Origin of the sequence: Corynebacterium sp. (assembly GCF_030532325.1) — a bacterium.
In the GTDB taxonomy this organism is placed as follows: domain Bacteria; phylum Actinomycetota; class Actinomycetes; order Mycobacteriales; family Mycobacteriaceae; genus Corynebacterium.
Window position 1 is genome coordinate 73,059 of the sequence record NZ_JAUNLS010000004.1, and the last position, 12,730, is coordinate 85,788.

The 12,730-nt window shown below is 65.8% G+C and carries 13 protein-coding genes and 2 tRNA genes; 7 read left to right on the plus strand and 8 right to left on the minus strand.

Features of this window, described 5'->3' with window-relative positions; genetic code table 11:
- Positions 1-11 precede the first annotated feature (11 nt).
- Positions 12-548, minus strand: coding sequence for a DUF3093 domain-containing protein (locus tag Q4E25_RS03605; RefSeq protein ID WP_303154144.1), 537 nt, complete (start codon positions 546-548; stop codon positions 12-14).
- A gap of 116 nt (positions 549-664) precedes the next feature.
- Between Q4E25_RS03605 and dut the strand changes: the two genes are divergently transcribed.
- From dut to dxs, 5 genes are all read left to right on the plus strand, one after another.
- Positions 665-1,135, plus strand: a complete 471-nt coding sequence (gene dut / locus Q4E25_RS03610) for a dUTP diphosphatase (protein ID WP_303154361.1) — start codon at positions 665-667, stop codon at positions 1,133-1,135.
- Between the two features lie 100 nt (positions 1,136-1,235).
- Positions 1,236-2,111, plus strand: coding sequence for a DUF3710 domain-containing protein (locus tag Q4E25_RS03615; protein ID WP_303154146.1), 876 nt, complete (start codon positions 1,236-1,238; stop codon positions 2,109-2,111).
- A gap of 12 nt (positions 2,112-2,123) precedes the next feature.
- Positions 2,124-2,849, plus strand: a complete 726-nt coding sequence (locus tag Q4E25_RS03620; protein ID WP_303154148.1) for a DUF3159 domain-containing protein — start codon at positions 2,124-2,126, stop codon at positions 2,847-2,849.
- Positions 2,842-4,104 (plus strand): class I SAM-dependent RNA methyltransferase, encoded by a 1,263-nt coding sequence (locus Q4E25_RS03625; RefSeq protein ID WP_303154151.1) that lies wholly within the window; start codon positions 2,842-2,844, stop codon positions 4,102-4,104. Before Q4E25_RS03620 ends, Q4E25_RS03625 begins: the two co-directional genes overlap by 8 nt.
- Before the next feature lie 118 nt (positions 4,105-4,222).
- Positions 4,223-6,118: a 1-deoxy-D-xylulose-5-phosphate synthase gene (dxs, locus tag Q4E25_RS03630; RefSeq protein WP_303154154.1), complete on the plus strand. Its 1,896-nt coding sequence runs from the start codon at positions 4,223-4,225 to the stop codon at positions 6,116-6,118.
- A 20-nt stretch (positions 6,119-6,138) separates the two neighbouring features.
- Here the strand turns inward: dxs and Q4E25_RS03635 are convergent, their stop codons facing one another.
- Together Q4E25_RS03635 and Q4E25_RS03640 are read right to left on the minus strand one after the other, a co-directional pair.
- Positions 6,139-7,311: an HRDC domain-containing protein gene (locus Q4E25_RS03635; RefSeq protein WP_303154156.1), complete on the minus strand. Its 1,173-nt coding sequence runs from the start codon at positions 7,309-7,311 to the stop codon at positions 6,139-6,141.
- Between the two features lie 57 nt (positions 7,312-7,368).
- A complete protein-coding gene (locus Q4E25_RS03640) occupies positions 7,369-7,983 on the minus strand; it encodes a DUF3000 domain-containing protein (RefSeq protein WP_303154363.1) in 615 nt (204 codons plus the stop codon).
- Between the two features lie 168 nt (positions 7,984-8,151).
- On the opposite strand from Q4E25_RS03640, the gene hemQ reads away from it, so the two are divergent.
- Complete coding sequence (hemQ, locus tag Q4E25_RS03645) at positions 8,152-8,853, plus strand: hydrogen peroxide-dependent heme synthase (protein ID WP_303154159.1); 702 nt, start codon at positions 8,152-8,154, stop codon at positions 8,851-8,853.
- 37 nt (positions 8,854-8,890) lie between these two features.
- Here the strand turns inward: hemQ and msrB are convergent, their stop codons facing one another.
- From msrB to Q4E25_RS03670, 5 genes are all read right to left on the minus strand, one after another.
- Positions 8,891-9,304, minus strand: a complete 414-nt coding sequence (gene msrB / locus Q4E25_RS03650) for a peptide-methionine (R)-S-oxide reductase MsrB (protein ID WP_303154162.1) — start codon at positions 9,302-9,304, stop codon at positions 8,891-8,893.
- Positions 9,301-10,470 carry a glycosyltransferase family 87 protein gene (locus Q4E25_RS03655; RefSeq protein WP_303154165.1) on the minus strand — a complete coding sequence of 390 codons (1,170 nt, stop codon included), beginning with the start codon at positions 10,468-10,470 and terminating at the stop codon, positions 9,301-9,303. Before Q4E25_RS03655 ends, msrB begins: the two co-directional genes overlap by 4 nt.
- A gap of 10 nt (positions 10,471-10,480) precedes the next feature.
- Positions 10,481-11,161 (minus strand): dihydrofolate reductase family protein, encoded by a 681-nt coding sequence (locus Q4E25_RS03660; RefSeq protein WP_303154168.1) that lies wholly within the window; start codon positions 11,159-11,161, stop codon positions 10,481-10,483.
- 100 nt (positions 11,162-11,261) lie between these two features.
- Entirely contained in the window at positions 11,262-12,152 is an 891-nt protein-coding gene (locus Q4E25_RS03665) for a DMT family transporter (RefSeq protein WP_303154170.1), read from the minus strand.
- Between the two features lie 143 nt (positions 12,153-12,295).
- Positions 12,296-12,367, minus strand: a tRNA-Val gene (locus tag Q4E25_RS03670).
- Between the two features lie 289 nt (positions 12,368-12,656).
- Here Q4E25_RS03670 and Q4E25_RS03675 point away from each other — a divergent pair.
- A tRNA-Gly gene (locus Q4E25_RS03675) sits at positions 12,657-12,729 on the plus strand.
- Position 12,730: the final 1 nt, after the last annotated feature.

Sequence of the window (12,730 nt, forward strand, 5' to 3'; positions counted from 1 at the left end):
TGTCCAAGTGCCTAGGCGCTCTGCTGGGAGCTTCCGCCGAGGAAGGCATCGAGAAGCTGCTGCGGATTCTTTGAGCCGATGAGCCAGTAAGGCGTGGGATCCTCCGGGTCATCGAGCACCAGCATCACGTGCTCCGGCACCCAGCCGTGGGTCACCAGGAACGCGGCGGGATCCAGCTGTGGGCCCAGCGCGTTGCGGCGGGCACTGGCAGGTACGGTGGTGCTGCGAGCAACGACATCGTGCGGCAGCTGGGCGTTTTTCACCATGAGCCAGCGGGTTCCGTCCGCGTCCTGCTCCACCTTGACCACCGTGTTGGACCACGACAGCAGCATCCAGATTGCAATGATGGACAAGATGACCACGGGGCCAATCACCCAGGCGATGCCGCGGTTTAGGCTCACCGTGGCGGTGAAAATACCGATGACAAAGGCCGCCATTAGCCACCAGTACCACGGCACCCACTGGCGCTCACTGTAAATAACCTGCGGTGCCTGCGCGGTGTTTGCGGCGGCGTCTTTACTGCTTGCGGAACGTGGGCTGGAGCTCATGGCCATTGAGTCTAGTCTGCGCTTTGGGCCTGGCTCCAATCTCGGCGTCTAACCGGCATGCTTGGGCTTTTCCTCGCTGCCCACAAGGTAGGCTTGGCCGGGTGAATGACTCAATGATGAATTCCGAGCACAATCCGGGGCTGAGCACCGTGGGCCCTGTGAAACTCAAGCGCCTTGACCCTCAGCTTCCGCTGCCCAAGCGGGCTCATCGCGGTGACGCGGGTGCTGATCTCTACGCCGCTGAGTCAGTGACCCTGCAGCCCGGCGAGCGCGCCCTGGTGGGAACGGGCATCGCCATCGCCTTGCCACTGGGCACCGTGGGCCTTATCCATCCGCGCTCTGGGCTGGGCGCCAAGCACGGCATTTCCGTGGTCAACACCCCGGGAACCATCGACGCCGATTACCGCGGCGAGATCAAGGTCTGCCTTATTAACCACGATCCGCGCGAGCCCTTTGCCGTGGAGCGGGGGATGCGCATTGCCCAGCTAGTGGTCCAGCGCGTGGAGCTGGTGGACTTTGAGGAAGTCGATGAGCTGGATGACACCGTGCGCGGTGCCGGCGGGTACGGCTCCACGGGTGTGAACTAGTAACACGCCAGACCAGAACCTGGGGCCGGAGACCTGAGGCCAGAGAAACAGACACGACGCAGTAAAGACGCAGACAAGCAACACACAGCGAGGTGACACCATGGCACTGTGGCCATTTTCCAAGAAAGATAAGCAGACGGACTCCGAGCAGCCCGCAGCGCAGCAGGTTGAGCCCGGTGGGGCCGAGCACGGTGACGCGGCGCTAGACGACGCCCCAAAGAACACTGCGGCCAGTTCGGCCAATTCGGCCGACTCAGCCAATGCGGCTGAGTCTGGCGAGTTCCAGGTGGTCGAACACGACGCCATCAACGGGGACATGGGCCCCTTCGACGGCGACTCCGTGGACATCGAGCAGTTCAACTTTTCGGACTTCGCCTCTGGTGTGCTGGACCTGGGTTCCCTGCGCATTGCGCTGCCCAAGGGTTCTCAGGTGCAAGTGGAGATGGGCCAGGCAGGCCCGCGGATGCTCCACATCCTCACCGAGCACGGCCGCATGACCCCCGTGGCCTTCGCCGCACCGCGAACGCCGGGGCAGTGGGCTGACTCCGCCCGCGATATTATTGAGGGCCTGCGCCGTGACGGATTCGAGGCGCGCACGGAGCAGGGCCCGTGGGGCACGGAGATCGTCGGCGGCAATGGCGATGGCGAGATTCGCATGATCGGCGTCGACGGGCCGCGCTGGATGTACCGCCTGACCCTGGCGGCCCCGCTGGCCAGCGCCGAGCAGTTGGCTGAGGTGGGCCGCGAGGTGGTGGCGCGCACGTTTGTCTACCGCGGCTCCGATCCCATCCTGGCCGGTAGCCCTCTGCCGGTGACCCTGCCGGGCGTGCTGGCCCAGCAGGTCCAGGAAGCCATGGAGAAGCGGCAGCAGCAGGCCCAGGCCGCCGCGGCGAAGAGCCCCGAGGCCGCGCCCGCGGCCGACACCCCGGAAGGCCAGGCCGCGCAGCAGCTGCGCGATATTGAGTCCGAAAAGTAGAAAAGAGTTTTAATGACCTCACCCCACACTGAGCCGGTAAATGCCGTGCAGGACGAAGCCGAGGAAGCAGAACCCACGCTGCTGGAGCAGATGGGCGGGCTGACTGGGCTGGTGTCTGCAACCCTGCCCATCGTGGTGCTCATCCCCGTGAACAACTTCTGGGGTTTGGGCCCGGCCTTGGCGGCGGCGCTGGGCATGGCCGCTCTGATTTTTGTGTGGCGTCTGGCCCGCCGGGATACCCTGCAGCCAGCCATCTCCGGCTTGCTGGGCGTGGCCATCTGCGCGGGCATTGCGTGGTACACCGGCTCAGCGAAGGGCTACTTCCTCTACGGCATCTGGATGTCGCTGCTGTTTTTCATCGTCGCCTTCATATCCATCCTGGTGCGCTGGCCCATCGTCGGCGTGGTGTGGAAGGGTATCAACGGCGAGGACATGTCCTGGCGCGAGCTGGTGCCAGCGCGCCGAGCCTATGCCGTGGCCACCGCCGGCTGGGCGGTGGTTTTCTTGGCCCGGTTTGTTATCCAGCGCGCTATTTACGACGCCGATGCCACCACCGCCCTGGGCATTGTGCGCATCGTCATGGGCTGGCCGCTGACCGGTCTGGTCACCTTGCTCACCGTGTGGATGGTGCGCCGCGCGAATGCAGCGATGCGGGATGAGAAGGAAGAACGGCAAGACAAAGACAGCGCAGAAAATACAGAATCAGCAGAGAGGGAAGAGGTAGCCTCCGATGACTAAGACCGACGAGCGCGGCGCCCTGGAGCGTGGCGCGGAGTTTGAGCTGCACATCGAGCGCATGGGCCACGGCGGGGTGGGCATTGGCACCGCCCCGGATGGGCGTGTGTGCTTTGTTGCCGGTGGTTTTCCGGGCGATGAGCTGCGGGTGAGCGCGCGGAAGGTCAAGAAGTCCTTCATTGAGGCTGATCTACTGGAGGTCATCAGCGCGGGCGACCTGCGCGTGCCCTCCCAGTGCGCGGCCGCCGAGGCTGGTGCCGGATGCTGCGACTTCGCTGAGCTCGACCCGGCCGCCGAGCTGGATATCAAGGCTGAGGTCTTGAGGGATCAGCTCCGTCGCATCGCCAAGCTAGAGAGCATCCCGGAGATTGCGCAGCGCGAGCTGCCCCCGCACCGCGGCTGGCGCACCCGCGTGCGCCTAGGTGTGGATGCAGAGGGTCGTGCCGGCACCCGCAAGCGCCAGTCGCACGATGTGGTCACGCAGATGGCCTGCAGCCAGCTGGTCCCCGGCCTGGTTGACGGGCTCGTGGGCCCGGGCGCGCGCCGCTTCAGCCCGGGCGCGGAGGTCATCGCGGTGCTCGATAGCGACGGCAACCGCCACGTCGTGGAATCCCGCAAGGCCCCGCGCGGGCGTCGCACCGAAAACGTCAAGGAGGTCATCGAGGCCCCCACCCCGAAGGTGGTGCAGCGCGCCGACGGGCACGAGTTCTCCTTCCCCCCGCTGGCCTTCTGGCAGGCGCACAGCGCAGCGCCGGAGGCCTACACCGACATCGCGCGCAGCTGGCTGGCCGGCACAGCCGAGGGCGACGGCGTGGCCTGGGATCTCTACGGCGGTGTGGGCCTGTTTGTTCCGGTCCTCGCCGAGGCCACCACGGGGCATACCGCGGTGCATTCGGTGGACTTTTCCCCGGCCGCCTCGGCCTCGCAGCCGGGCCTGGAGGGCATTGACGTCACCTTCCACAGCGCCAAGGTGGAGGACGTCGCCTCCACGCTTCCGGCCCCCGCCGCGGTGATCCTCGATCCGCCGCGCACCGGCGCTGGCGCGGAGGTCATCAAGGCCATCGCCCAGGCGCAGCCGGCCCGCGTGATGCACGTGGGCTGCGATCCCGCGACGTTTGCCCGGGACGTCTACTACTGGCGGGAGTGGGGCTATGGCCTGGACAAACTCGTGGTGGTCAACGCCTTCCCCGGAACGCATCACTTTGAAACTTTGGCTTTGCTGGTACCAGACTCACACTCCACTCACTCTTCCTGCTGAGGTGGGGCACTGTGGTCGCAGTACTTCTTTGGACGACGAACGATTGCGGTCCCGCGGAATGTTGCGGGTACGGTAGGAAAGAACAGAAACGATAGATGAAGGGGTTGAAGGCAGCTCTATGAGCATTCTTGATTCCATCGAGTCCCCACGCGATGTCAAAGCGTTGAGCAAAGAGCAGCTCACCGAGCTTGCCGCGGATATCCGTCAGCGTCTCATCGATAAGGTCTCCGTTACCGGCGGCCACCTGGGGCCCAACCTCGGCGTAGTGGAGCTGACGGTAGCCATTCACCGGGTTTTCAACTCCCCACAAGACCCGATTGTCTTTGATACCTCGCATCAGTCCTACGTGCACAAGATGCTCACCGGGCGCACCAAGCTCTTTGACACCCTGCGCCAGAAGGACGGGCTTTCCGGGTACACGGACCGCTCCGAGTCCCCACATGATTGGACGGAATCCTCCCACGCGTCTGCGGCCTTGTCCACCATTGATGGCCTCTCCAAGGCCTTCAAGATCCGCGGCGAGGGGCACCGCAACGCCGTGGCAGTCGTCGGCGATGGAGCCCTGACCGGCGGCATGTGCTGGGAGGCGCTGAATAATCTTTCTGCCGATGAGTCCCGCAACGCCGTCATCATCGTCAACGATAACGGGCGTTCTTATTCGCCGACCATCGGCGGGCTCTCAGAGAACCTGGGCCGCATCCGCGCCCAGCACGGCTATGACGAGCTCATGGCGCAGGGCAAGAAGCGGCTGAAGTCCATGGGCTGGGTGGGCGAGCGCACCTTCGATGCCCTACACGCCGTCAAGGAGGGCGTGAAGTCCACCGTGATGCCCACGGAGATGTTCCCCGAGCTGGGCATTAAGTACATCGGGCCCATCAACGGCCACGACATCGAGGCACTCGTGCGCGCGCTGACCTATGCCCGCGACTACGAAGGCCCTATCATCGTCCACACGGTCACGGAGAAGGGCCACGGCTTTGCCCCGGCCGTCAACGAGCCGAAGGACCAGATGCACTCCACCGGCGCCATCGATCCGGTCACCGGCGTGCCCAAGGGCCAGAAGCAGCCGGGGTGGACCGCCGCCTTTTCCGAGGAGCTGGTCAAGGCCGCATCCCAGCGCGATGACATCGTGGCAATCACCGCCGCGATGGCCGGGCCGACGGGGCTGGCCCCCATCCAGGAGCAGTTCCCGGAGCGCTTCTTTGACGTGGGCATCGCCGAGCAGCACGCCTTGACCTCTGCGTCCGGCCTGGCGCTGGCGGGCCTGCACCCAGTGGTGGCCATTTACTCCACCTTCCTTAACCGCGCGGTGGATCAGACCATCATGGACGTCGCGCTGCTCGGCCTGCCGGTGACTATCGTGCTGGACCGCGCGGGCATCACTGGCTCTGACGGCCCCTCGCACAACGGTGTGTGGGACATGGCCCTGATGAGCATCATCCCGGGCATGCGCATTGCCGCCCCGCGCGATGGCGCCCGCCTGCGCGAGCTCTTTAACGAGGCCATCGCCGTCGAGGACGGCCCCACCGTGGTGCGGTTCCCCAAGGGTAACCTGCTCGATGACATGGAGGCCGTGGACCGGTTTGATGACGGCGTCGATATCCTGCGCTACAGCGACGAGCAGGGCGAGGACTCCACCGACGTCCTCATGGTCGCCGTCGGCGCGATGAGCACCCGCACCATGAACGCCGCGGCCATCCTGGAGAAGCAGGGATTCAACGTCACGGTGGTGGATCCGCGCTGGCCGGTGCCGGTGCCGCAGTCCATCGTGGCTCTGGCCGCTGACCACGATCTCGTGGTGACCGTGGAGGACGGCATCCTGCGCGGCGGCATTGGTTCGATGGTGGCCGAGGCCCTCGATGCCGCCGACGTGGATACCCCGGTCCACCGCCTCGGCGTGCCCAATTACTTCCCCTCCCACGCCAGCCGCGGGGAGCTTCTCGAGGAGATGGGTCTAACCCCGGAGGGCATCGCGGAGTCGGTGAGCACCTGGGTGGAAAGCCGCGAGGCCTAATCCGGTCGCCTAAAGCCCCTTTACCGCAGGCCCAGCCCGGCGATGATGATCGGGGCGCCGACGTCGCACTGCCAGGGCCGCGCGCCCTGGGAACGTAGGAAGGGGGAGACGTCGGCAGCCGAGCGCACGGTGCCGGCCAGCTCGCCGCTTTCCCCGCCCCAGGCCCACACGGTTGCGCGTAGAAGCGCGGGCTTGATCACCAGGTCGGGGCCCATGTGCAGCTCCTCCGCGAGGTCCTCAAAGTCCGCGCGCAAGTCCTGGTAGTCGGCCCACAGCTCGGGGTGCTCGCGCGTCCACACGCTCTTGGAGGGCACGGGGTTGCGGGTGCGTTCCATCGCGGGCGGGGTGGCGTTCATGCCCTGCTCGACGACGTCCATCCACAGCACCGTGGCTCCCGCTCGGCGGCGCGGAAACCCGGTGACCTTGTTGAGCGCGTAGTGCGAATCGGGCAGCGTGCGTGCGATCTCGGTCAGCGTGCGGTTGGGCAAAATGCGCCCGGGCGCCACGTCCTGGGCCCGGGCAATCTCCTCGCGGCGCTGCCACAGAGCACGCGCCACGGCGCGCTGGCGCGGCGAGCGCAGGGAGCCGATGCCCTTGTGCTCGCGCCAGCTGCGCGGGGCGGGTTCGGAAACGTCGGCAAAGCGCTCCTGTATGGCCGCGCATTCCTGGTAGAACCACTCCAGCTTCTCCTCCTCGGCGAGGATGTCCCGCAGGGCCTCGGCGGCCTCGTTGAGCAGCTCAACGTCGAGGGCCGCGTAGTTGCGCCACTGGTGGGGAAGGGGCACCTCGGACCAGTCGGCGTCCCCGTAGCCCTTCTCCAGTTCGACGTCGAAAAGCTCCAGGATCACCGCGGCCAGGTTGGGATGATCGAAGCCGGCGAAGCGCGCGGCGAGCTCGGTGTCGAAGACGCTGCCGGGGTACAGCCCCAGCCAGCCCAGGCAGGGGAGATCCGAGGGGGCGGCGTGCATGACCCACTCCTGGCCGCCGAGCACCGGGGCCAGAGCGGCACCCAGCTCACGGCGGTGATGCTCGGGCGCGAGGAGGTAGGTGCCCGCACCCTGGCGGCGAATCTGCACCAGGAAGGCGCGATCATCGTAGCGATACGAGGAGGCACGCTCCGTATCAATGGCAAAGGGTCCTGTCCCCGCCTGCAGTGCCGCAGCGGCGCGAGAAAACTCAGCAGGGGAGGACAAGACCCGAGGAGTGCCGCCCGTGGGCACCCGGCGCAATTCCGTCATCGCAGGCACCCGCTAGGAGGTTCCCAGCGCGGTGACGCCCTCCGGCGGCAAGCCGGCGACGTTGGCGAGCACCTGCGCAAAGGCCTCGACGTGAGAGGAGAGATCCAGGGATTCGGCAGTCCACGAGGCGCGCATCTCGATCTGGTAGGCGCGCGGCGGGCCGCCGATCTCGCCGTAGCGGACCGACGCGGTGGAGGTCACCGTGCCGCCAAGGTTGGTGTGGGTGGCGCAGCGCTCGGCGAGGGCCTCGTTGAGCCACTCCCAGGCGACGTCGGGAAGCATCGGATCGCCGGCTACGGCGTCGTCCATGTCCGCCTGGATGTAGGCCACCAGGCGCATCGCGCCCTCCCAGGCTTCCTCGGCACCCGGATCGTGCAGGAGGATGAGGCGGCCGAAGGCGTCGCCTTCGGCGTCGGTGGGAACCATGGCAGCGTCTGCGTCCGTATCGCCCACTTCGAGGCCAACGGCGTGGCTATAGGGAGCCAGCCGCTGGGGCGGGCGAATCGTGCCCAGAGTGATCTCGGGGCGCAGGGTTGCTGCGTGCATCGACTCCACCGCGGCGCTGAACTCAGCGGGGATGGAAGCGTGCTCCGGGGCGGCCTGGGCGGCGCTATCGTGCAAGCTCACGGGGGTGCTTGCCTGCTCGCGCGAAGATACGTCGGAATTGCTCACGACGATCAAACTATAAGTTTGGCACCGGAAGAGGTGGAAGGCGCGCCGGTCTGTTGACACTTTGGCGGGTCTACAACTTAAGATGGATACGAACTATTGCTCGGTCTCTAGAAGGAGAGATGCATGTCCAAGGTTAATTTCTCGGAGCTCAACGCTAAGCAGCAATACTCGCAGCACGCGGTGTTCAAGGTGATCCCGGGTGCACTGGGTACTGAGCGCGAGGAGATCATCGCGCAGGCGCGGGCGTTCTTCGAGCGTCTCGCCTCCGAGGGAAAGCTCACGGTGCGCGGCATTTATGATCTGTCCGGGATGCGCGATTCCGCGGACTTCATGATCTGGTGGCACGGCGAGCAGTTTGAGGACATCCAGAAGGCCTTTGCTGACTTCCGCCGCGAGACCACCCTGGGCCAGGTCTCCGAGGTGACCTGGGTGGGCAACGCCCTGCACCGCCCGGCCGAGTTCAACAAGTCCCACCTGCCCTCCTTCATCATGGGTGAGGAGCCGGGGGATTGGATTGCGGTCTACCCCTTCGTGCGTTCCTACGACTGGTACACCATGGATGAGCAGAAGCGCCGCCGCATCCTGGCGGAGCACGGCATGCAGGCCCGCGATTACCCCGACGTGCGCGCTAACACCGTGCCGGCCTTTGCGCTGGGTGACTACGAGTGGATCCTCGCCTTCGAGGCACCGGAGCTGCACCGCATCGTGGACCTGATGTACCTCATGCGCTACACCGAGGCCCGCCACTACGTGCGCGAGGAGATCCCCTTCCACACCGGCCGCCGTGTGGCCGATGTGGCCGAGCTGATTGAGGTCCTGCCCTAGGCCTCCTCAACCTTTTCTAGGCTCAGCCTCTCGACGTCTACTCGTCGAGGGGCTTTTCCTCTAGGTTCAGGCAGATGGAATTGATGCAGTAGCGCAGGTCAGTCGGCGTATCGTAGCCCTCGCCGGCGAAGACGTGGCCCAGGTGGGAATGGCAATTGGCGCACAGCACCTCGGTGCGGCTCATGCCCAGGGAGTTATCCTCGCGCTCGATGACGGTATCGCCTGCCAGCGGGGAGAAGAAGGAAGGCCAGCCGCAGTGAGACTCGAACTTCTCCGCCGAGCGGAAGAGCTCCGCGCCGCAGGCCTTACAGGAGTACACGCCCTCGGTGGTGGTGTTGGTGTACTCGCCGGTGTGCGGGGCTTCCGTGCCGGCCTCGCGCAGGACGTGGAACTCCTCAGGGCTTAAGCGCTTGCGCCACTCGGTATCGGCAATGAGCTTGAAATCAGTCATGCCGGAAGTGTAGCGCCCTGGGCTTTGCGCGGGCTAGCGGCCCACCAGCCGGCCACGCTGGCCGCGCTCACCACGAGCAGCAGGCCCCAGCCAATCGTGGTCGTGAACACGCTCATCCAGTGTGCGGCGGTGGGCATATGCACGGAAGTCCACTCCAGGGGAGCCAAGAATAAAAATGCGGCCAGCCATGCGCCCCAGGTATGGAAAATCGAGCGCGAGCACACGACGGTGAACATCATGGGAAACAGCCACATGGAGTAGTACTGCTGGCCCAGCGAGGAGAGGAAGAAGATGCCGGCCATGATGACGCCGCTGGTGCTCAACGCCCAGAACACCGGCTCGCTCTCGTGCCAGCGCACCAGTCCCAGGATGGCGAAGGCAGCCAGCAGCGCAAAGAGGATCCACACCGGGTAGTAGAGCGCGCCCGGCATCCCGAAGTAGGCGCGGGCGCCGTCCCAGGAGGCGTTGGCGAAGTCGCGGGTGGTGGACAGATAGGGCAGCAGCTTCTCCGCGTAGCCCCGCGCGCCCGGCGCCACGGCCCAGGCCACGAGGTTGACCGCAACCGGAAGGCCCACGCCCACGGCGATGTTAAGCCACGAGCGCTTGATCAGCGGCAAGAACAACAGCGGGGCGAACTGCGGCTTAATAAGGATCGCCAGCCCGATGCACAGGCCCGAGGCCCACGGGCGGGACTGTAACCAGTACAGAAAGCCCGCCATGGCTACTAGGAGGAAGCCGTTGATGTTGGTAAAGGCCAGGGTGTTGGTCACCGACTCCGTGGCGAAAGCCAGCGCGATGCTGGTGGGGAAGAGCGTGCCGCGCAGGCTGTGGCCGCACAGCCTGGTGAGCAGGGCGAGCGCGGCGATGATGGCTGCGGCGTCGAAGACGATGAAGAGCGTGCGCGCGACCTCGAAAGGAAGCAGCCCGATGGGGGAGAGCGCCAGCGTCGCGCCCGGAGTGTAGAGGTAGAGCGGATCGACGGAGTCGTAGGCCTGCTCGTAGACCTGCCCTCCCTCGATGAAGCGACGCAGCGCGTGGTAGACGGTGCTGAAGTCATCGGTGATGGTGCCGTTGAGGGCCAACACGGCAACCCGGTGGAACACTAGGATGACGGCGGCCGGCCAGGCAGCGCTGCGAAGAACGAGGGAGTGCTTGGTCTGAGTCACGGCGATGAGTCTACGGGGCCGGGGTGCGCGCGTAGCGCAGAAACACCGTGCTGCCCACGGCGGTAACGTTCTCCAGGGTCATCTGCAGCGACTCCGGTATCTCCGCGGAATCCTGGTCGGCCGCGCCCACAACCGGGTGCTCCACGGCCGCGGCCAGGTGCGGATCCAGGGTGAGGTAGAACGTATCCACCGCGCCAGCGGCAATGAACGCCGAATAGACGCTCGGCCCGCCCTCGCAAGAAATACGGCGATAGCCGGCCCCGCGCAGCGCCTCAATGACCTCGGGGACGCTGCCCTTGCCGACGCCCCTCACCTCCGCGCCGCGATCTTCCATGGCGCGTGCCTCCGGGCTATCCACCCTGGAGTCCGGGCAGAGCACGAGCGGGTGGGCGCTGAAGAAATCGGTTCCCGGATCAAAACTCAGCGAGGAGCTCAGCACGGCCAGCCGCGCGTGGCCTGGCGCGGGCGCGAAATAGCCCTCGGCCTCCACCGTGGCGCTGCCGACGACGGCTACCTCGGCCCAGGCCCGGAGGGCACCGAAAAGTGCGGCGTCGGTGGCGTTGCCCATGACCTCGGAGGTGCCATCCACGGTGGCCGAGCCGTGCAGCGAGCTCACCGCGATGAGGCGCACCCCCGGGGTATCGGGGCCGAGCAGGGTGGCGAGTAGCTCCTCGCCAGCTGAGGTGCTCACAGTGGGTGTCCTTTCTCTTTTGCTTCCCGGTGATGCCTGGCTGCGTGGTCGCTAGCGGGGCAGTGTGATTGCTAGCGGTGTGATCGCTAGAGGGGCAGTGCTATCCCAGGAACCTGATGACGATGACTCCCGCCAGGATAACGAGGATGCCCGCCACCTGCCCGCCGCGAATGGTCAGCCCGCGCAGGCGGTCGACGGCCAGGGAACCCATCATCATGCCCAGCAGGCCGGCCACAACGGTCAAGCCCGTGCCGATGGCTGGCACCAACGCGGCGTTAGCGGCGACGAAGACCGCGCCCAGCACACCGCCGGTCCACATCCACCAGGGGTTGCGGCTCTCGCCGGCGGGCACCGCCACCCGGGGGCGCCAGCGCAGCGCGAGGTTGGCCAGAAGTAGCGTGGACGCGCCCACGAGGAAGGAGACGAGGGCCGCGCTGAGCGCTGAATCGGCGACGTCGCCCAGGTGCCCGTTGACGGCCGATTGCGCCGCGGTGAAACAACCAAAGATGAAGCCAGCCACGCGCCAGGGCAGGAGTTTGTCCAGCATGTCGCGGGGAGTGCCCACCACGAGGATGACGCCGACGAAGACCACAATTGCTCCGATGAGGCGGAGAAGATTGAGCGGGGACTGCGGGGAAGAGAAAAGCCCAAAGTGATCGATGACAAGGCCCATGACGATCTGCCCCGCGATGGGCATGACCACCGTCTGCACGCCGCCGAGATGCGGAAAAAGCAGGATGTTGCCGGTGAGTGCGACGACGCCCAGGGCGCCACCCAGCCAAATCCACGCGGGCTCGTTGGTGGCGGCGCCGATCCCGAACTCGCCTCCCCGGAGCAGGCTGATGGCCACGGCGATGCTCAGACACAGGGTGCCGACGCTAAAGGAGACCATGGACGCAGACAGGGGAGTGCCGGTGGATGCCCTCAAGCGCGTGTTGACCACGGTCTGCACGGGCAGCACCAGCCCGGCGAGGATTCCGAGAAGAAGCATGGTGACACCTCAGCAAAGTGGGGGCGGGGTGTCAAAAGATGGGCGGTTAAAGACACGCGCGGCTGGGGCCTGAAACTCGGGTGGAACGGGGGCGTTGGAACGGCGAAAGGGCTCGCCGCGGAATGCGACGAGCCCTTGACTTGTGGTCCTAGCTGGGATTGAACCAGCGACCTTTCCGGTGTGAACGGAACGCTCTCCCACTGAGCTATAGAACCTCGGAACACGAATTAACCTACACTGTCAGGTTGCGATAGTCATAATCGCCAAGGCCACGGGCCAAAAACGTGGGAAGGTGGGGTTCTTTGATGGGGACGTCGCCAAGCGGGCGTGCATACGCGTGCAAACCGCAACCCTCAAACGACATCGGTGTAACTCAGTGACGCCCCACTGGGCGGGTGGCGCGCTGTGAAAGCTGTCGCTGGGCTGCGGATTTGGAATCTGGGCCGGGGCAGGATAATGTTTCTTCTCGCACAAGGACGCAACACTGAGTTCGTTCCTAGTGATGCGGATGTAGCGCAGTTGGTAGCGCATCACCTTGCCAAGGTGAGGGTCGCGAGTTCGAGTCTCGTCATCCGCTC